Source organism: Kitasatospora sp. NPDC048298 (assembly GCF_043201465.1).
Lineage (GTDB): Bacteria > Actinomycetota > Actinomycetes > Streptomycetales > Streptomycetaceae > Kitasatospora.
The window spans coordinates 1-18,866 of the sequence record NZ_JBICYZ010000117.1 but is presented as its reverse complement, the minus strand read 5'-3'; the positions used below and the strand labels follow the sequence as shown (position 1 = coordinate 18,866).

Sequence of the window (18,866 nt, the reverse complement as noted above, 5' to 3'; positions counted from 1 at the left end):
CAGCACAACCCACCCCGCAAACCGCCAACCCACCAAAACCGGAAGGAACTTACTGTCCCACACTCACCCCAACCGACTTCGCCAGCAGAGTCGCCCCGCCGACTTCCTGCTACCCCCTCCATTCCGAACCGAGAGAGGAAGTTGACCATGGGAGACGAGAACAAGGGCGGCCCGAACGACGGCCGGAGCCCCGGGCACGCCAAGCCCGGCGGCCCGGTCATCGGCCCGAAGCCGTCGTCGGACAGCCAGCAGCCCACCCCCGACCCGAAGCACAAGAAGTGAACGCCGGCGAGCAGCGGGCCGCGCTGGTGGCCGCGCTGACCGAGCAGGGGTCGCTGACCGCGGACTGGGCCCCGTCCTTGGCGGCCGTTCCGCGGCACGCGTTCCTCCCGGAGACCATCTGGGCGGACGAGGGCGACGGCGACGCCGAGTGCAGCCGCTCCGAGGAGCCCGAGCGGTGGATGCGGCTCGCCTACGCCGATCTGCCGATCATCACTCAGTGGGACGACGGAGCCGAAGGCCGCGCCCGCATCACGCCCACGTCGTCGGCGTCCCTGCCCACGATGGTGGCCGAGATGCTGTCCGACCTGGATGCGCACCCCGGCCACCGGGTGCTCGAAGTCGGAACGGGCACCGGCTACAACGCGGCGTTGCTGGCACACCGCCTGGGAGCCGAGATGGTGTCCACCGTCGAGGTGGACGCCCAGGTCACCGCCCGGGCGCGCACCGCACTTCACGCTGCCGGCTACACGCCCGAGGTTGTGTGCGGAGACGGGGTGCTCGGATGGGGCGTGCGCGCCCCGTACGACCGGATCATCTCCACCGTGTCGCTGCGGCACATCCCGCCCGCCTGGTTGAACCAGACCCGGCCAGGCGGGGTGATCGTCAGCCCGGTCTCGCCGCTGTTCGGCGGCGGGGCGATCGTTCGCCTCACGGTGCACGAGGACGGAACCGGCGCAAGCGGCCGATTCACCCGCTCGTCCGCCTTCATGATGCTGCGTCAACAGCGTTACGAGGGCGCCCCGGTGGACGACTACCTGCCGGGGGAGTGGCCGGGTGATTCCGGGCAGTCCTGGACGAAGCTCGACCCCGAGGCCATCGGGGGCGACTGGTTGGCGCAGTTCGCCTGCGCCCTCGCCCTGCCGGACGCCTACTACCGGCGCAACGCGTTCGGCGCCGGCTGGACGTGGTGGCTGTTCGACAGGGCCGTCACCTCCTGGGCGACGGTGGACTCCGTGCCCGGGGAGTCCCGGTTCGAGGTCCGCCAGTCCGGGCCGCGCCGACTCTGGGACGAGCTGGAGGCCACCTACCACCGGTGGGAGTCCGCCGGACGCCCCGGGTACGAGCGGTACGGGCTCACCGTGACCCCCGCCGGACAGACCGCCTGGCTGGACAACCCCGACAACCCCCTGAAGTGACGGCCGGGCCGCGGGGCCCCAAGCGGTGACGATCCGCTGCCGCCCCGCGGCCCACGGTCGACCCGGTGGCGGCCGGCCACCCTTGCAGCCGCGCTTTCGGCCGTTGCGAATCTGGTCCGCCTTCTCCGGGATGGCGCACTCCACGCCGCGTCGGCGCAGGTAGGAGCGGTTCGCGCGGGAGCCGTGCGCCTGTTCACCCGGACCCTGTCCGGCGTCGACCAACTGCCGGCAGGCCCAGCTCCGCGGGCGGCTCGGCGTCTTACCCACTGGCGTTCGTCAGATCACCACGTCCCACCCATCAGGGGCTTCGGCGGATGCGAACGTAGGTAGTCCTCAAATGCCGCGGGAGTCTCGACATACTTCTGCACCTCTGGGGTGATAGGGAGGTTCTCCTGCGTCACCACCCCTGCTGAGTCCCGGGCGATGATCGCTGCGGTGGCACCGCCGGCTGCGATCAGAACTCCCCCCAACGCCAGCAGGACTGTCCCTGCACGTCCCACGGCCACACTGGCCTCCCCTTCACATCCCACTGCTCCGAACATCCCCGTCTCTCAACAATGTAGGCGGACAAGCTCCCTGTTGGGGCTTGAACAACAGGGAGCTGCTCGCGAACTGCCGTCCCTTCAGTGGCGATTGCCTCGGACCGCGTTTTGAGAGGGCGGTTCAGTGGTCACGGCACGTGGTCGCCCGTTGTGTCGGCGAGTCGCCGAACCCCTTGAGGGCGGATTGGCTGCGGGGCAAGGCCCCGGTCGGCTGACGGCCCCTGCGGGCCGGGGCGCCCCTGACCGACCCTAGGGGGTGGCCCATCCCTGAGGGGGAGCGGCCCATCGTTCGAAGGTAGGTCCAGGGTCGGAGGCGGTCTGGACTGCGGGCTGACGACCCGGTGCCCCGTCAGCTGTCAATGTGTCAGTTGCCGTAATTCACAGGGGTGTTGCATTCGCCCATCGGCATGGACACGGGAAGGTGGACGGGCATGGCGGAACACAGGGGCGGAACGGGGCCGGGCGGTCGCGGGCGCACGGGGCGCCGGCGCGGCCGCCCGGCCGCGCGCCTGGTGGCGCTCGCTCTGGCGGGCGCGGGCCTGGTGGGGGTGACGGCCCCGGCGGCCGGCGCCCTCGGCACGGCGGGACCGGTCGCAGTGGTGACGGTGACCGCTGCCCAGGACCCGGCGCAGGACGCCGCCGGCCGGGGGCCGCGCAAGGGCGTCGACCCCAGGGTCCTGGACGCCGCGGTGCAGGCCATCGTCGACTCCGGCGGCGCCTCGGCCTCACTCGCCCGGGTCGGCGAGTACGGCCGCAGCCGGTGGAAGGGCGCCGCCGGTACCGCCGACTACGCGACCGGCGCCCCCGCCTCGGCGACCGGCCGGTTCCGGATCGGCAGCGTGACCAAGACCTTCGTCTCCACCGTCGTCCTCCAGCTGGTCGCCGAGGGACGGCTGGGCCTGGACGACCCGGTGGAGCGGCTGCTGCCGGGCGCGGTGCCGAACGGCGCGAACATCACCCTGCGCCGGCTGCTCAACCACACCAGCGGGCTGTTCGACTACACCGAGGACCAGGCCTTCGACCCCACGGCGCCCGGTTCCCTCGAACGCTGGCTGGAGTCCGGCCGCTACACCCGCTGGACACCGCAGCAGCTCATCGCCCTGGCCAACAACCACCCGGCGTACTTCCCGCCCGGCCAGGGCTACCACTACTCCAACACCGACTACATCCTGGCCGGACAGATCATCGAGCGGACCACCGGCCACACCTGGCAGCAGGAGGTGGAGCGTCGCATCATCCGCCCGCTGGGCCTGACCGGCACGTCCATGCCCGACCACGAGACGGCCGTCCCCGGCCCGCACGCGCACGGCTACTTCGACCTGCCCACCGGCCGCGTGGACGTCACCGACCTGGACCCGAGCATGGCGGGCGCGTCCGGCGCCGGGATCTCCACCACCGCCGACCTCAACACCTTCATCACCGCCCTGCTCGGCGGACGGCTGCTGCCCCGGCCGCAGCTCGCCGAGATGATGACGGTCACCCCGCAGAGCCAGGGCGGGTACGGCCTGGGCCTGGAGCGGACCACCACCGACTGCGGCGAGCTCTGGGGCCACACGGGCGGCATCCCGGGCTTCAGCACCTTCCTGTACACCAGTCCCGACCTGCGCCGTCAGCTCTCCGTCTCGATGAACGGCAGTGGCCTCTCGACCCCGCTGCCCACCCGGAAGGCCTTCGAGAAGCTGCTCGGCGCCGCGACCTGCAGCGGCTGACCCCGCTCGGCCGGCACTGTTCCCGGACCTGAGCGGAGGTGCCGGGCCTCCGCCGGCTCCGGGGCGGGGCGGGCCCGGGCGGCGGCCCGGGCCCGCGCGGTGCGGTGGTCAGGATTTCGCTGCGGACCCACCAGTGGACGGCGCGTCGGTCTTGGCGTCCGAACCGGCCTTGGCGCCCTGGTTCAGCATGCCGCCGAGGGCGCTGAGGTTGCCGCCTCCGCCGGGCAGTCCGGCCACGGCCGGCAGCACCTTGGCGGCGGCGTCGGCCGCGATCTGGGTCATCTTCTCCATGTGTTCGGTGGCGGTCTTGAAGGCCGCCTGGGCGCGGTCGCCGGCGTCCTTGTCGTTGCTCGCGGCGGCCTCGATGCCCTTGGCCAGCACCTGGCTCATGCTGTTGAGGCCGCTCATGTCGCGGAACAGGTTCGCGGTGGCGATGGCCTGCGCCGTCTGGAGGCCGACCGGGTCGGGCATCGCCACCACCGGTGTGAACTTCGCCTGGGAGGCGCCCATGCCGGCCGCCGTGGTGTCGAGGTTCTGTGCGCGCGAGGCGGTGGACACCGGGGCGATGTCGGCCGGTGTGATCTGGATGGGCGAGTCCTTCCAGTTCCAGAAGCGGGTGAGGTCGATCTTCTCGGCCGAGTTGGACCGGCCGAGGACGGCCTCGGCGAAGACGCCGTTGGTGGCGATGGCGATCGTGTCGGTCACCGGCGTCCCGAACGTGTTGTCGCCCGGCTGGCGGGTCTTGGTCCACTCCTCTCGTTCCTGCTCGCTGCCGAAGTTCCAGCGGAAGCCGAGGTAGTTGCCGGTGGTGGCGATCGGCTTCGGGTCCAGCAGCATGCCGAGCGGGACGGGCGCCGCGGTCGAACCCGCCGGCGTGTAGGAGTAGTTGGCGAGGATGCGGCTGAGCGTCAGCTCGTCGGCGGCCGTCCCACCGTGGTCAGCCCGGACATCCTGCGGGCCGCGCGCGACACGCTGCCCAACCCCGAGAACAGCGTCGAGACGATCGCCAAGCTCCTCGGCGTCTCGGTCGGGACGCTCTACAACCACATCCCCGACCTCAAGGAGCTCCGCGCCCCCCGCATCCCCGCCCCGCTCGAAGGAACTGCCGATGACGCAGTGGACCCCGATGGCCGCGATGCTGGGCCGCAGCGCCAAGAACCATAGCTGGCGCGAAGAGGCGGCGTGCTGGCTCCCTGGGCGTGTCCGATGGGTCAGTGCGGGTCCAGCGGACACGCCCTGGTTCACGTCAGGAAATCTTGTATTGCTTCTTCTCGGTGGTCTCGGTGGACCCGATGCCGAGCATGGCTCCCTGCCAGGAGCCGAGGCGCACTTCCAGCTTCTCCCCGCGGGCGAGCTTCCCGGTCAGCTGGATGGCCAGGACCTTTTCGCGTCCTTCCCTCGTTTCCGTCTCGGGGGATTTCTTCCACGACTCGCTCTCACCGCCGTACTCCAGCCAGACGGTGGAGCGTGGCGCCTCGGATGAGCTGTTCGCCCGCAGCTGGCCCTCGATGACGTAGCCGCCCTGGCCATCCCAGCTGAGCTTGCCCTTGAAGTTCATCCAGATGCTGTGGCCCAGTGAGTTGCGTTGTGTTCCGAAGCCCAGATCCGTCTCGCCGACCTTGCCCCCGTTCCTGATGTCGAGGGGCGGATCGTCCGGGCCGGGCTGCTCGCCGGCGTTGCCGTACACCTCGAAGTCCCGGAGGAACGCCCCCTTGCTGCGGGCGAAGCCGGTGCTGTTGTTGGCCGTGAAGAACAGCCTGATGCAGCGGGTCTCGACCCCGGCACCGGGAAGGTCGATGGTCGTGTCGGGAGTGAAGTCGTAGCGGGCGGACGGCACGAGCGTGGTGAACGTCTTCCCGTCCGCGCTGCCCTCCACGGTCAGCGTCTGGCTCTGGTTCTGCCCTCGGTTCGGCGCGGGCCAGTCCTTGGACACCTTCAGCACGATCCGGCGCACCGTGCGCTGTGACCCGAGATCCACCAACAGCCACTGAGGCAGCGGAGCCTCGAACTTCGACTCCCACCACCCACTGCCCGAGTCCCGGTTGATCATGTCGGGACCATTTTCCTGACTGGAACTGCTCGCCCATATCGGCTTGCCCGCGATCAGATTGGTGTCCCCGACCAGGGAGACGATCGCTTCGTCCTTCTCTAACGCCATGCAGTCCTCCGTGGGACATAGCAACGCTGGTGGTGCTCATGACAGCACCGCCAGTCAACGGCGGTAACTATACGTGGACGCTGCGACCCGGCGGTTCCGCGTTCGCGACCCATCGGACGGTGTGGACGACCCTGCCGGGGAACGCGATGTTCTGCTGAGCGACGTACGACACCGCCGGCACCGGGATCTCCCCGGCGTCCTCCGGGAACCGGGCCTCCACCTCGAAGAACTTCAGCAACAGGGCGAACCCCGACCGGTTCGCTCCCGTTTTGTCGCGCAGTCGCTCCTGGTCCTCCTCCAGCAGCGTCCAGACCTCGATCGGGTCCGGTGGCTCCCAGACCTGCCGCACTCCGCGCTCCCTCCGGTCATCGTGACCGGACCAACCTTGGAACAGTCCCCTCAGCATCGTCAGAAGATCGGAAACCCAGACAAGCCCACCCCTGCTTTGCTACGGAGAGCTACTTGTCACTTCACGGCAGCTTCGGGAGGACAGGGCCAGGAGCCCCGCGAGTTCGCGGAAACTGAGGGTTCTTCAGCGTGAACCCACGGGTCGACTTCCCTGATTCTCCCGGATGGACCCGCGGGTTCGCGTCAAGACGCGGGTCCGCTCTCGGCGGCTTGCTCCAGGAGGGCTCGTGCCGAGCCCGCGTAGCGGATGGCGGTCTTCTCGTCGATGCCGAAGACGAGGGAGAGGTGGAGCGGGTCGGGCCCGTGGGTGAGGGCTTCTTCGAGCTGGCGGTCGACGCGGAGCCGTTCGAGGGTGGCGGTGAGGTTGCGGGTGGCCCGGGTGGTCCAGAGCCTGCCGACCGGGCCGAGTTCGACGGCGGTCTGCTGGGTGATCAGCAGGTGGGGGTTGGCGGTGTTCGGCCAGCGGGTTCGGCGGTAGTCGAGCCAATCGAGCAGGACCCGGTGGGTCAGGTCGTCGAGTGGACGGACGTGGCCGCCCACGGTGATGCGCCGGTTGCCGAGGTCGACGTCGTCCAGCCGCATCGTGCGGATCATCTTCGGCCGTGCCGCGTGGACGGCGGCCAGGGCCATGACGAGCCGGATGTCCGGGGTGGTGGCGGTGGCGACGGCCTGATCGATGTCGGCTTGGGGAAGCGACTGGATGACGCCGCCGTTCTGTCGCGGGACTCGGATCCGCAGGGTGGGGTTGCGGAAGACCTGCCCGTTCTTCTTCGCGTGACGGAACAGCGATCGCAGCGCGACGACCCGGCTCTCCCGCTGCTTGCCGACGGCGGCGTCCTTGGTCGCGATGACGTCCTCGCGGGTGACCTCCCGCAGGTGGTCGTAGCGATCGGACCACTCCAGCAGGACGGGCTGGATCTCGTTGAGGTAGACCCATGCGGTCTGCCGCGCGCGGGGCTCGGACCTGGGCCCGCCGTCGAGCAGGGTTCGGGCCCAGGACTCGGCCTCGCTGCGGATGCCCGGGGCGACGGCATGGAGCTTGCGGTCCAGCCAGCGGTCGACCGCCGAAGCGCGATCGTCGGTGAACAGGCCCAGCTGGTCGAGAACTTCAGCGGTCCGGTTGACCGAGAGGCCGCGGCCCCGCAGTGCGGGGAAGATCTCGGAGTACCGGATCGACTCGCCCTCGACGTGGCCGGACAGAACGATGACCAGCGCCCGGTCGACGTCGCTGGCCACCCAGCGGCTCCACCCGCGCGCCTCACCGAAAGCTTTGGCCGCCCGGCGTGCGCGGGCCAGGTAGGGGTTGGCCAGGTCGGCATGGCGTTCCCGGTCGAAGTGGCGGTAGTCGCGGCTCACGGTGAACAGCAGCAGTTGGACCCAGCCCGCCGACCTGGGAGGCGGTGTGGACTCCGGGGCTCGCTTGAGAACACGACGCCCCTGCTTGCCGACCGGGGGTCCGCCGTTGCGGGGTCGCTGCAGGTTCGCGAAGAACAACTGCTGGCAGGACACCTGCCGCAGGTAGGGCTCCAGCAGCGAGGCCCTGCCGCTGGCCTTGATCGCCCAAGTGGCCTGGGCCCGGCAGAGGCGGCAGTAGCCGTGTCTGCCGTCCACGGGGACCTCGCGATCGCAGGCCAAGCACCGTCCGACGCTGTTCAGTTGGCCGTAGGTGTAACAGCCGCGGCAGAACCGGCCGGGCAACTGTCCCCAGGCGAAGCAGCCTTCGCATGAGGCCGGAGCCTTCATGTCGCTGATCTTGCTCATCTCGCCGTAGCCCCCGTCAGCCCGGCGGGAGAGAGCGCCCGTCCCGGCGCTTGGGCACCACCGCCGGAGAGACGGTGGCGCCGACCGCCACTCGCCTGGTCTCCTGCTGCCCGGGGCGGGGGACCTTGTCCGGCTCCGGGATCAGCAGGTCGCCGATCTCGCAGCCGAGCACGACGCAGACCACGTCCAGGTCCTCCAGCTTGAGAGAGACCGGCTGACCCGACCACAACCCGGACATCTTCCCGGCCGAGATCACCAGGCCGTGGTCGGCCAGCATCCGCTGCAGCTCGGACGCCTTCCAGATGCCCTTGTTCGCGGCGGTCAGCCGCAGGTTCCACTTCATCCCATCAGTCCTTCCAGCCGCTTCGCGGCCCGCTGTTGCCCGGCGAGCCAGGCGTCCTCGACCCGGGTCTGCTGAACGTGGATGTACCGCATCGTCGTGGCGATCCAGGAATGTCCCAAGACCTCCTGAATTGCGGCGAGGTCCAGGCCGTCGAGGTAGAGCTCGGAAGCGCAGAAGTGTCGCAGGACATGCGGGGTCAACTTCTCTGCCCAGCCCGGGAGATGAGCCCCGACGGCAGCAGCCAAACCATTCCGCAGAGCGTCGTCGCCGACCCGGCGCGAGGACCCGTCCGCGCATCTGCGCTCGGAGGGGAACAGCGGGGCACCGGGGCGGGCGTGGTCGTCGTCGAACTGGCCCCAGACATCCTCGATGAACCACCGCAGGGTCCGGTCCGCACCGTTGATCAGCGGCACCATCCGCTCGCGCGGCCCCGAACCGCGGGCGCCCTTGCCCAGGCGAACGTGCAGCTTGCCGAACCGTCCGAGCTCCCACTTGATGTCGTCCAGGTCGAGCCCGCACGCCTCGCTCACCCGCAGTCCGACCTGGGACATCAGCTTCGCGGCGGTGTAGTTCCTCGCGGTCGGGGCGAACTTTCGGCAGGTCGCCAGCTCGCCGCCCCAGCCGGTGAACAGCCGGCCGACCTCTGGCGCGGTCGGCGGGATCCGCAGCTGGGCGTCCTTGGAGCCGCGCGGGCGGTTCATCTCGTCGATCGGGCACTCGACCACGCGCCCGGTCATCTGGTGGATCTCGACCTTGTGCCGCAGCTCCAGGAACAGGAAGTACGTGCTCAGGGCCTGGGAGCGGGCCAGACGGGTGCCGCTGGGCGATCCCCGCAGCACCCGCCCGAAGTACGCATCGGCGTCGGCGGGCTCCAGGTCCCACAGCGGCCGGCCGAACCACGTACGGATCTGTTCCAGGTGCCCGACGTCGCCGCGGATCGTGCCGTCCGTCAGCCCGGCTGATGCCCGAGCCAGGACGAAGCCGGCCAGCACGTCGGTCTCGAACCGCTCCAGTTCCTCCGCCGAGACCGGATCCCGGTACTCGCGCAGGTCCCGTACGACCGCCAGCGCCGCCAACTCGCGCCTCCTCGCCTTCGACCGGACCGTAGATCGGTCGGACGAGTTGAGAACGCTTCAGGAATCCCGAAGTTACGTCACCGGCCCACGAACCGCTCGAAGGAGGAGGAAGCCCCTGGCCACGGCCTCCGAAGCTCAGCCGGGCTCAGGAGAACTCGCGGGATGTCGCACAGTCACCCGACGGTCAGCTCACCGATCGGCCTGCGCCGAAGCGCGTGCACGGTCGCCTCAGGACGGGTCACATTGCCTGACGGGGGCCGGCCAACGGTCACGCTCAAGCTCCTCCAGGGAGTGGTCACGGTTCACGAGTCGAGTCACCCAGGGATCGTCCCACGTCAGATCTCAAACGCAGTCTCAGACGTCGAGGTGGAGCTGCTGAGGCTGTTCCCTTCGGTCGGCACCGGCCACCGGGACCTGCTTCGGATGTGGAATGCGGCGCCCCTCCCGGGTCACGCCGACGCCCGAACGTTCCCGGCCAGGCATGAGCGAGCGGGACATCCGCCGAGCGTCGTCCAAGCCCCAGGTCCGGGCGGTGCCGACCGCCACATGCCCGTGGGGGCAGGAGGAATCGCGGCCCCGGGCGTCCACGAGCGGCCTCGCGATGCCGAGGTCGGATTCCCCCCGCGTCACTTGGTGCACTCTCCTCTCCGACCCCGGATCCTGGCGCATTCCCGCGGTGACTTCGCCGGCCTTCCCGGCAATGCTGATGGGGCTCGGTCCCGACAAAGGGAGGATCGCATGAAGAAGTTATTCGCTTTTCTCGGTGCCGCGACTCTGGTGGCCCTGCCGATGGGAGGGGCGGCTTCCGCCGAAACGACGACCACAAGTCCCTCGCTGCAGTCCGTGGTTCACCTGGTGAACGACCACAGCGGACAGTGCCTGGTCTCCCGAGGGTACGGCGAGAGCTACGCCCAGCAGTACACCTGTGACTACAACCTGGGGACCAACTGGGCCGACCAGCACTGGAACTTCACGGGCAGCAGCTGGGACGACGTCCAGGTGCGGAACGACAGCAGCTCCCTGTGCCTGGCCGTGCGCGGCGGGGACAACAACGCCACCGCCGTCCAGACCACCTGCGGGGCGTGGCCGGACCAGCACTGGCAGGTCCGCTTCGACCCGAACGGCAACGGCCACTTCATGCTGGCCAACCGCTACAGCGGGAAGTGCCTCGCCGTCCAGGGCTTCACCAATGACACGGTGGCCATCCAGTTCGACTGCAACAACGGCTATCAGGACCAGTGGTGGCACGCCGCCTGAACCGGCCGACTCGCTCGTGCCCGGGCGCCCCGGGTACGAGCGGTACGGGCTCTCCGTCTCCTGGCTCCCGGCGTCAGTCGAACCGGGCGGGGTCGGAGTCCTGGGGGCCGGGCACGTGCCGTTCGTTCTGGTCCTGCGGATAGAACTGCCGGGCCCAGTGCCGGAACTGTCCGATCGGCCCGTCCCCCTTGGCGAGCTTCGGGTGCGGACGGTACTTCTTGCTGTACCAGATCGGGTAGTCGACGGCGGTGAAGTCCTCGCTGGCCCTGATCAGCGGGCCCATCAGCAGCCGGGACAGGGTCCGACTCGCCTGCCGCGCCAGCGGCTTCGGCAGGATCGACGGCTCGTCGAAGACGAGTCGGCTCGCCTGCCGGTACTGCATCCGGTTGGGCTCGATCATGGTGCCCATGATCAGCGTGCACATCCGGGTGCGCAGCCGCGGTGTGTGGCTGTCGGAGTGCAGGAAGCCGATTCCGTAGCCGTCGACCTCGATGTCGATGGGGCTCTCGCCGATCAACGGGAACTTCTCGCGCACCCGCATGGAGACGTGGAAGGTCTTCTCGCCGAAGACGACGGGAACGGGGAGTTCGGCCTTGGCCCAGCCGTGCAGGGTGCCGAAGTGCCCCACGTCGACGGAGTTCTCCATGATCTCCTGGGCGTGGCCGGGCATCTCCCAGGTGCCGTAACGCCGGGGCAGGTGGCCGACGGTGTGGATGGCCGGGATCTCCCAGTCCGGGGCGCGGCCGTCGTGGTGCCACCAGACGAACACGGTCTCGTTGATCTCGTGAACCGGCAGCCCAGTCAGTGAGGCCTTCGGGGGTGGCGTGCCGTAGCCGGTCCGCACGCACGTGCCGTCCGGGCCGTACGCGAACTGGTGGAACGGGCAGACCAGGTCGTCGCCGTCGACCCTGGCCAGGCCCAAGTGGGAGCCGAGGTGCGGGCAGTAGGGCCGGACGGCTCGAACGCGGCCGTCCCGCAGCCGGTACAGCACCACGTCCTCGCCGTGGAGCCGCCGGGTGAGTACGGAGCCGGGCTTCAGCTCGCCGGAGAACGCCAGCGCCGACCAGCCGTCGGGGTAGGGAAGAACAGGGGTCAACGTCAGGTCTGCACGGCTTGGCCCCTGGGTAATATTCTGTGCATATTTACGAGACAGTCGCATGCATTCCTCCTGGGCTGGATTCGATACGAATCATATTCCAGAGGTGTCGAGAACTTCGGTGAGGGAATGGGGTTTTGGCACTTCATATGGGATATGAAATGCCCGGTGTGAATTCTCCATCGGTCGGACGCGGGTTCCGGGTGCCCGCTCGCATCGAGCGGGCACCCGCCGTGATGCGGGAGGCCATGTCAGTAGGGTCGGGGCATGCTCCTGTGGATCAACGGCCCGTTCGGCGCCGGCAAGACCCAGACCGCCCACGAGATCCGGTGGCGCCTCCCCGGCAGCGTCGTCTGTGACCCCGAGCACGTGGGGTTCGGCCTGCACCGGATGATGCCGCCGTCGCTGCGCGGGGACTTCCAGGACCTCCCCGCGTGGCGGCAGGGCGTCGTCGAGGTGCTGGACCGGGTGCTCACCGGGCACGACGGTGTGGTGATCGCGCCGATGACGGTCGTCGAGCCGGAGTACTTCCGCGAGACGGTCGGTCGGCTGCGCGAACGCGGCCACGATGTCCGCCACTTCGCCCTGCTGGCCGAGCGCGGGACGGTGCTGCGACGGCTGCGCGAGCGCGGGGGCGGGCACGTCCTGCAGTTCGTGGCCGGGAAGGACGCCCCGCTGCGCCGGGAGAGCTTCGCCGTGTCGAAGCTCGACCTGTGCCTGGAGCGTCTGCGCGAGGAGGAGTTCGCCCAGCACGTCTGGACCGATCGGCTGACGGTCGCCCAGGTCGCCGACCACATCGCCGCGTCCTCGGGCCTGGTCCTCGCTCCGAACGGCGACGGTGCGCTCCGAGGCCGTCTCCGCCGCGCCTGGACAGGGGTCAAACACATCCGCTTCGACTGAGCCCCGGCCGCTAGCGCCCGCGCGGGAAGTCGGCCCGGCCGACTCTGCTGGCGAAGCCGCTGGGGGTGGGTGTGGGACAGTAAGTGTCTTCCGGTTGTGGTGGGTTGGCTGTCTGTGGGGTGGGTTGTGCTGCGTCCTGGTGGTGTGTCGGGGATTCCGGTGGAGACTGCGGCGTTGGCTCGTCGGGTTCATCCGGGTGGGACGGATGAGATGCGGGTGCGGGACGCGCTGGGTCCGTTGTTCGTCGATGAGGACTTCGCCGTGGGTGGGTTCGAGGAGATGTACGCGGGCCTGGGGCGTCCTGGTATCTCGCCGGCCCTGCTGGTGATGGTCACGGTCCTGCAGTTCCTGCACAACCTCTCCGACCGGGATGCCGCGGTGGCGGTGGCCGACCGGATCTCGTGGAAGTACGCGCTGGGGCTGGAGCTGGACTACACCGGCTTCGATGCCAGTGTGCTGTGCGAGTTCCGTGCCCGCCTGGTCGTGGGTGACCGGGCCGATGCCCTGCTGACCTTGATGCTTCAGCGTCTGAAGGTCGCCGGCCTGGTGCGGGCCGGCGGCCGTCAGCGCACCGACTCCACCCACGTGCTGGCCTGCGTGCGCAGGCTGAACCGCATCGAGTGCCTGGGCGAGGCCCTGCGTGCGGCGCTGGAGGAGATCGCCCGGACCAGCCCCGGCCTGATCGTGCCGTTGCTCGGGCCCGGCTGGGACGAACGCTACGGCCGCAAGGTCGAGACCAGCAGGCTCCTGCGCCGCAAGAACGCCTCCGCTCTCAAGCTCGCCGAGCAGATCGGCGCCGACGGCCAGAGCCTGACCGCCGCCATCGACGCGGACCCCACCGCCACGTGGATGGACGACCTTGCGCAGGTCAAAATCCTGCGGGAACTGTGGGACCAGCACTTCGAACGCACCGCCACCGGCACACTGCGCTACCGGGACACCAGGGAACTGCCGCCCTCGGCCGAGCGCGTCCGCTCGCCCCACGACCCGGACACCCGCTACAGCACCAAGGGCTGACCCGGCGCGGACGCCGTGGAGTGGACCGGTTCCAAGGCCCACCTGACCGAGTCCTGTGACGAGGACTTACCGAACCTGGTCACCGACGTCCACACCACCCCCGCCACCGAACCCGACGTCAGCGCCACCGCCCACTGCCCCACCGGTGCCCGGGGAGTCCCGGTTCGAGGTCCGCCGGTCCGGGCCGCGCCGGCTCTGGGACGAGCTGGAGGCCGCCCACCACCGGTGGGAGTCCGCCGGACGCCCCGGGTACGAGCGGTACGGGCTCACCGTGGCCCCCGCCGGACAGACCGCCTGGCTGGACGAGCCCGACAACCCCCTGAGGCGACGGCTGGGTCGTGAGGTCCATGCGATGGTGTCCCTCAGTACCTGGGGTTCCGGCCGTTGAGGAACATCAACCGGCTCGAATCGCGCTGATCGCCACGGGCGCACGGGGGGTGGGGCTGCGCGTTCGCTGGTCATCCTCGTTCGTCCGGCGCCACCCCGGTCGGCTCGTCCGTGAACGGTCGATCGGTCTGAATGGCTGACGATTCATCTGTATTGACGATTCATCAAGGGCTGCCCCGTAACGTTCCCTGGAATTTGAGCCCTTCTCTCGTGGATCTGGTAAGGCGCCTTCAGGAAAACCGGGCCGGCTGGTGCGAGAAGCTTCCCGACCACCGCTGGCCTGCGAAGGTGTCATGGTTTCGGCGGCATTGAGTGCTTGCTGGCGGTGCGGGCGAGTTTGCTGACATATCTCCAAGTGGAACGTCGGTCACCTGTCGTTCCATCAATTCCACTACTTCGCACACTTGCTGTTCCGGTGTGAGTTCCCGGTAGGCTCCGCTGCGGCCGCGATCCGGCCGACATCGACAGTGGAGGCTCCTGATGCACGATCCGATAGCCCGATCACGCCGACGAGGGAGGGGCAGACCGCCCCTGCTCGGCAGGATCTCTCTGAGCCTGCTCCCGCTCGCCCTCACGGCCGGCCTCGTGGGGGCCGGTCTTCCGAGCGCCGTCGCGGACGAACCGGTCGGCGGGCAGGTGCAGCTGAGCGACCGCGAGCGCGCGGTGCAGGCGTGGCTCGCGGGCGGTGCCAAGGTCCACGCGCTCGCCGAGACCGCGCTCGCCGGTTCCGACCAGGACGTCAAGCGGTTCCTGGAGAGCGACCTGGCCGGGGCCCAGCACGCGGACGACCTGCTCGCCGCCTCGCAGATCTCCAGCGTCGGCGGACCGGCCGTCCGTGCGGCGGCGGACAAGGCGATCGAGGGAAGCGCCGCCGAGCTGAGCACGTTCCTGCAGACGGGCTGGCAGGCGGCGCTCCAGACCGATCAGCGGCTCGCGGCGACGCGGATCACCGACCCGAAGACGGGTGCCGGCCGGGGGCTCCAGGCCGCCGGTGACGCCGCACTGCGCGGCAGTGGCGACGACCTCCAGCGGTTCCTGACCGAAGGCCAGTACACGGCCAAGGACGCCGACGACCGGGTCAAGCTCGTCCAGATCCTCAGCGCGGGCGGCTCCAACGTCCAGGCGGCGGCGCGCGCCGCGCTCAATGGCACGATCGAGGACGTCCGCGAGTTCCTCGCGGTCGGGCAGTACATCGCGCAGAGCCGCGACCAGGAGCGCGCGAGCATCGCGCAGCTGACCCAGCAGGTGAAGGACGCCAGCGCCCAGTCGGCCCTGGAGACAGTCGCCGCGACCGAGGCCAAGGACACGGCCGTCAAGAACTCGGAGACGGCCAAGGCGGATGCCGCGCGGGCCGCGTTCGAGACCCAGCAGGCCGGCAACGACACGGCCAAGGCCACGGAGGCCGCCGACAAGGCCGCCAGCGCTGCCCAGCGTGCCGGGAACGCGGCGCAGACGGCCGTCACCGCCGCCCGCGCAGCCAACTCCTCGGCCCGCAGCGCGGCCTACGCGGCGTCGAACGCCGCCGCCGCGGCCGCTGCCGCCTCGCGGGCCGCCGCGCGCGCCCGTACGTCCGCGGCCGCGGCCGCCAGTGATGCGAGCCTGGCCCACCAGGCGCGGCTGGACGCCGACGCCGCCGCCGCGGCGGCCAAGCTCGCCGCCGAGGCGCAGGGCGCGCTCGACCAGGCGGGCCGTGCCTCCACGGACAGCAAGGAAGCGTCGGGAGCCGCGCTGAGCGCGAGGCTCAACGCGGATGCGGCAGCGGGTTCGGCCGACCAGGCGGGCGCCTACGCCGACGGCGCCGGTGCGCAGTCGGCCAAGGCCAAGCAGGCCGCGGCGACGACGCGCCGCCAGGCCGCCGAAGCCGGTCGCGCGGCCACCGCCTCCCGGCAGCTGTCCGAGGAGGCCGCCACGAAGGCCCAGGACGCCATGGCCCTCCTGAAGTCCGCGGCCGAACACGCGACGGCGGCCGCCCAGGCCGCTCGGGACGCCGCCGACCACGCCGGCCAGAGCGCCAACGCCGCCCAGGAGTCCACCGACCACGCCAACGCCGCCTCCGCGCTCGCCAAGGAGGCCCAGGAGACGGTCGACAAGGCGAACGGGATCCAGGACCTGGCCCGCCGCACCGAGGCCGAGGACCTGACGAACCGCACCGCGGCCGCCACCGAGGCGGCCCGCAAGGCCAAGGCCGAAGAGGAGGACAAGCAGAAGGAGACCGACCTGGCACGCCAGGAGGTCCAGCAGGCCAAGGCCGAGGCCGAGCGCCTCTCCCAGGCCGTCAACCAGCCGGGCGCCACCGCGGAGCAGGTCGCCACCGACGGCCGCAAGCTCGCCATCCTCTCCCGGAAGATATCCGGCACCTGGGGGCAGAAGGCCGCCGAGGTCGCTCTCTCCGGTCCGGACGTCGCCGTCGTCACCTACCTGAAGTCCGCACGGGCCGACGCGAAGGCCCAGGACGACCGCGACGAGGTCCGGCAGCTCTACTACAACTCCGAGAACGCCGCCGTCCGCGCCGCGGCGTACGACACCCTCAAGTCCACCGACGCCGCCAAGGTCGGTACCTTCCTGACCAGCGGTCAGTACGCCGCCGAAGCGCCCGACAACCGGGTGGCGATCGCCCGCCTCGCGGACAAGGCCGGCCCGGCCGTCAAGACGGCCGCCGACGCCGCACTGCGGACCAACACCCCCGAGGCCCTGCGCGAGTTCCTCGACAAGGGCCTCATCGACGCGCAGATCGCCGACGACCGCCTCACCGCCACCCGCCTGGAGGACGCCCCGGCCACCGAGCCCGAGCTCAAGGCCGCGGCGAGGATCGCCCTCGAAGGCCCCGCCGTCAAGCTGCGCGCCTTCGTGGCCGAAGGCCAGTACTCGGCCCAGCGCAAGGACCACCTGGCGGCCGTCCACGTCGCCGACGTCACGGGCCTGATCGCCGAGGCCACCGCCGCCTCGGCCACCGCCCAGAAGAACGCCGCCGAGGCCCAGCGCGTCGCCGCCCTCGCCCGCGACGCCGCCACCGAGGCCGGCGGCTACGCCGTCGCCGCCCAGCAGTCGGCCAACACGGCCACCGAGTACGTCGCCAAGGCCCAGGCCGCCGCCGACTCCGCCCAGGCCGCCGCGGCCCGGGCCGCCGGGGCCGCCAAGACGGCCGGCGCCGCCGAGGCCTCGGCCCGGCACGACGCCGCGTCGGCCACGTACTCGGCCCAGCGGGCCCAGCAGTCGGCGGGCGCGGCCCGCCGTTCCGCCAACGACGCGTACGCCTCCGCCGCATCGGCCCGGGCGTCGGCCGAAGCCGCGGGCCAGGACGCGACGGCGGCCGAGGCCGCCTCCAAGGAGGCCTGGGGAACCTACGAGGCCAAGTACGAGGCCGAGCAGAAGGCCAAGGAGGAGGCCCTCGCACAGGCCCGTGCGGAGGTCGAGCGGCTGCGCGCGCAGGAGGCCGCCGAGCAGAAGGCCGCCGACGAGCAGGCGGCCAAGGAGAAGCAGGACCAGGTCTCGGCGATCGAGGAGGAGATCAAGAAGCAGGCGGACCAGAAGGACCAGGCCAGCTTCATCTACAACCTCATCTCCGAGAGCATCCACCTCACCCTGGACGTCATCGGCGGCGCCGGCGGCGTCATCGCCCCCGGCCTCGCCGACATCGCCGACCTGATCAACTGCGCCTACTACGCGATCGAGGGCAAGAAGGCGGAGGCCATCACCTCCTGCATCGGCGCGATCCCGTTCGCCGGCGACGGCGCGGCCATGGCCAAGTTCGTCCAGTGGGGCAAGAAGTTCGGCTCCTGGGGCGAGAAGGCCATCGAGTTCGTCAAGAAGCTGCTCACCCGGGTTCCCCCGAGCTGCCTCAACAGCTTCCCGGCCGGCACGCCCGTCCTCATGGCGGACGGTTCCGCCCGGTCCATCGAGGACGTCCGGACCGGTGACACGGTCCTGTCCACCGATCCCGCCCAGGCCGAGACGGGGCCGCGGCGTGTCGACGCCACCATCTACACACCCGACGACCGGCAGTTCACGGACCTGACCCTGGCCGGCGGCGGCTCACTCACCGCCACCAGCAGCCACCCCTTCTGGAACGCCACCGAGCGTTCCTGGGTCGACGCCTCGCGCCTGCAGGCCGGGGACACCCTGCTGACGCCCTCCGGCAGCCGGGCGACCATCGGGGCGACCAGGCAGTGGGAGGGCCTTCAGGCCGCCTACAACCTCACCGTCGCCGACTTCCACACCTTCTACGTCCTGGCGGGCACCACCCCGGTCCTCGTCCACAACTGCTTCACGCCGGTCGCCCTGGGCTACGAGTGGACCGGTACCGCGGGATGGGCGAACAACCAGGGCTTCAGGCACTTCCTGGATCCCAAGTACGGGGGGAACGAGTGGAGGGGGCCCGTCCGGAAGGCCATCGACGACCCCAAGGTCGAGATCCACGTCAACATGAAGGGCTTCGACGGCGATTTCGAGGGGATGGCGGTGGCCGGCCTCGCCCCGGGTGCCAAGGCCACCCAGGAAGAGATGTCATGGATCGCCCGGGCGGTGATCGGCGAGCGGGTGCCGTGGAGCAAGTTCAGGTTCTACGACGAAAGCGGGAAGCGGATCGACGTGCCGGAGCCCAAGTGGCATGACGGCAAATGGCAGAAGGCCTGGATGTTCGAGTGGGCCCCCTGACGGCGATCCCTGTCGGGGGGGGGGGCCCCGCGGCCCCCCCCCCCCCGGGGGGGGGCGGCCGGCGCGCGGGGGGGGGGGGGGGGGTTGATGGGGCGCTCCCGCCGGGCGGGGGGGGGGGGGACCACCCGCGGCGCGCGGGGC

At 70.5% G+C, this 18,866-nt stretch carries 16 protein-coding genes; 9 read left to right on the top strand and 7 right to left on the bottom strand.

Features of this window, described 5'->3' with window-relative positions:
• Positions 1 to 147: 147 nt before the first annotated feature.
• The 3 genes from ACGF0D_RS42670 (at position 148) to ACGF0D_RS42660 (ending at position 3,669) form a co-directional block, all read left to right on the top strand.
• Complete coding sequence (locus tag ACGF0D_RS42670) at positions 148 to 282, top strand: hypothetical protein (RefSeq protein WP_392881940.1); 135 nt, start codon at positions 148 to 150, stop codon at positions 280 to 282.
• The gene (locus ACGF0D_RS42665; protein WP_392925732.1) at positions 279 to 1,418 is read left to right on the top strand and encodes a methyltransferase domain-containing protein; all 1,140 of its coding nucleotides are present in this window, start codon (positions 279 to 281) and stop codon (positions 1,416 to 1,418) included. Before ACGF0D_RS42670 ends, ACGF0D_RS42665 begins: the two co-directional genes overlap by 4 nt.
• Positions 1,419 to 2,391: 973 nt before the next feature.
• Complete coding sequence (locus ACGF0D_RS42660; protein WP_392925730.1) at positions 2,392 to 3,669, top strand: serine hydrolase domain-containing protein; 1,278 nt, start codon at positions 2,392 to 2,394, stop codon at positions 3,667 to 3,669.
• 108 nt (positions 3,670 to 3,777) lie between these two features.
• Here the strand turns inward: ACGF0D_RS42660 and ACGF0D_RS42655 are convergent, their stop codons facing one another.
• Positions 3,778 to 4,506, bottom strand: coding sequence for a hypothetical protein (locus tag ACGF0D_RS42655; RefSeq protein WP_392925728.1), 729 nt, complete (start codon positions 4,504 to 4,506; stop codon positions 3,778 to 3,780).
• Between the two features lie 96 nt (positions 4,507 to 4,602).
• Between ACGF0D_RS42655 and ACGF0D_RS42650 the strand changes: the two genes are divergently transcribed.
• Positions 4,603 to 4,833, top strand: coding sequence for a hypothetical protein (locus ACGF0D_RS42650; protein ID WP_392925726.1), 231 nt, complete (start codon positions 4,603 to 4,605; stop codon positions 4,831 to 4,833).
• Between the two features lie 82 nt (positions 4,834 to 4,915).
• Here ACGF0D_RS42650 and ACGF0D_RS42645 read toward each other — a convergent pair whose 3' ends face one another.
• The 5 genes from ACGF0D_RS42645 to ACGF0D_RS42625 form a co-directional block, all read right to left on the bottom strand.
• Entirely contained in the window at positions 4,916 to 5,827 is a 912-nt protein-coding gene (locus tag ACGF0D_RS42645; protein ID WP_392925724.1) for a discoidin domain-containing protein, read from the bottom strand.
• 67 nt (positions 5,828 to 5,894) lie between these two features.
• Positions 5,895 to 6,176, bottom strand: coding sequence for a DUF4158 domain-containing protein (locus ACGF0D_RS42640; RefSeq protein ID WP_392925722.1), 282 nt, complete (start codon positions 6,174 to 6,176; stop codon positions 5,895 to 5,897).
• Between the two features lie 242 nt (positions 6,177 to 6,418).
• On the bottom strand, positions 6,419 to 7,846 hold the full coding sequence (locus tag ACGF0D_RS42635) for a hypothetical protein (RefSeq protein ID WP_392925720.1): 1,428 nt from the start codon (positions 7,844 to 7,846) through the stop codon (positions 6,419 to 6,421).
• 166 nt (positions 7,847 to 8,012) lie between these two features.
• Entirely contained in the window at positions 8,013 to 8,339 is a 327-nt protein-coding gene (locus ACGF0D_RS42630) for a helix-turn-helix domain-containing protein (RefSeq protein WP_392925718.1), read from the bottom strand.
• Positions 8,336 to 9,415, bottom strand: a complete 1,080-nt coding sequence (locus tag ACGF0D_RS42625; RefSeq protein ID WP_392925716.1) for a tyrosine-type recombinase/integrase — start codon at positions 9,413 to 9,415, stop codon at positions 8,336 to 8,338. Before ACGF0D_RS42625 ends, ACGF0D_RS42630 begins: the two co-directional genes overlap by 4 nt.
• Positions 9,416 to 10,153: 738 nt before the next feature.
• Here ACGF0D_RS42625 and ACGF0D_RS42620 point away from each other — a divergent pair.
• Entirely contained in the window at positions 10,154 to 10,672 is a 519-nt protein-coding gene (locus ACGF0D_RS42620) for an RICIN domain-containing protein (protein ID WP_392925714.1), read from the top strand.
• A gap of 73 nt (positions 10,673 to 10,745) precedes the next feature.
• Here the strand turns inward: ACGF0D_RS42620 and ACGF0D_RS42615 are convergent, their stop codons facing one another.
• Positions 10,746 to 11,768: a Rieske 2Fe-2S domain-containing protein gene (locus ACGF0D_RS42615; RefSeq protein WP_392925712.1), complete on the bottom strand. Its 1,023-nt coding sequence runs from the start codon at positions 11,766 to 11,768 to the stop codon at positions 10,746 to 10,748.
• Between the two features lie 267 nt (positions 11,769 to 12,035).
• On the opposite strand from ACGF0D_RS42615, the gene ACGF0D_RS42610 reads away from it, so the two are divergent.
• The 4 genes from ACGF0D_RS42610 (at position 12,036) to ACGF0D_RS42595 (ending at position 18,725) form a co-directional block, all read left to right on the top strand.
• Positions 12,036 to 12,668, top strand: coding sequence for an AAA family ATPase (locus tag ACGF0D_RS42610; RefSeq protein ID WP_392877566.1), 633 nt, complete (start codon positions 12,036 to 12,038; stop codon positions 12,666 to 12,668).
• A 261-nt stretch (positions 12,669 to 12,929) separates the two neighbouring features.
• Positions 12,930 to 13,685: a transposase gene (locus ACGF0D_RS42605; RefSeq protein ID WP_392925710.1), complete on the top strand. Its 756-nt coding sequence runs from the start codon at positions 12,930 to 12,932 to the stop codon at positions 13,683 to 13,685.
• 145 nt (positions 13,686 to 13,830) lie between these two features.
• Positions 13,831 to 14,073, top strand: a complete 243-nt coding sequence (locus ACGF0D_RS42600; RefSeq protein WP_392925708.1) for a hypothetical protein — start codon at positions 13,831 to 13,833, stop codon at positions 14,071 to 14,073.
• Between the two features lie 479 nt (positions 14,074 to 14,552).
• Entirely contained in the window at positions 14,553 to 18,725 is a 4,173-nt protein-coding gene (locus tag ACGF0D_RS42595; protein WP_392925706.1) for a polymorphic toxin-type HINT domain-containing protein, read from the top strand.
• The last annotated feature ends 141 nt before the right edge of the window (positions 18,726 to 18,866 follow it).

Coding starts and splice junctions, on each gene's coding strand:
- ACGF0D_RS42620 (WP_392925714.1), top strand. CDS start 10,154: ATGAAGAAGTTATTCGCTTTTCTCGGTGCCGCGACTCTGGTGGCCCTG.
- ACGF0D_RS42660 (WP_392925730.1), top strand. CDS start 2,392: ATGGCGGAACACAGGGGCGGAACGGGGCCGGGCGGTCGCGGGCGCACG.
- ACGF0D_RS42670 (WP_392881940.1), top strand. CDS start 148: ATGGGAGACGAGAACAAGGGCGGCCCGAACGACGGCCGGAGCCCCGGG.
- ACGF0D_RS42610 (WP_392877566.1), top strand. CDS start 12,036: ATGCTCCTGTGGATCAACGGCCCGTTCGGCGCCGGCAAGACCCAGACC.
- ACGF0D_RS42595 (WP_392925706.1), top strand. CDS start 14,553: ATGCACGATCCGATAGCCCGATCACGCCGACGAGGGAGGGGCAGACCG.
- ACGF0D_RS42645 (WP_392925724.1), bottom strand. CDS start 5,827: ATGGCGTTAGAGAAGGACGAAGCGATCGTCTCCCTGGTCGGGGACACC.
- ACGF0D_RS42630 (WP_392925718.1), bottom strand. CDS start 8,339: ATGAAGTGGAACCTGCGGCTGACCGCCGCGAACAAGGGCATCTGGAAG.
- ACGF0D_RS42655 (WP_392925728.1), bottom strand. CDS start 4,506: ATGCTGCTGGACCCGAAGCCGATCGCCACCACCGGCAACTACCTCGGC.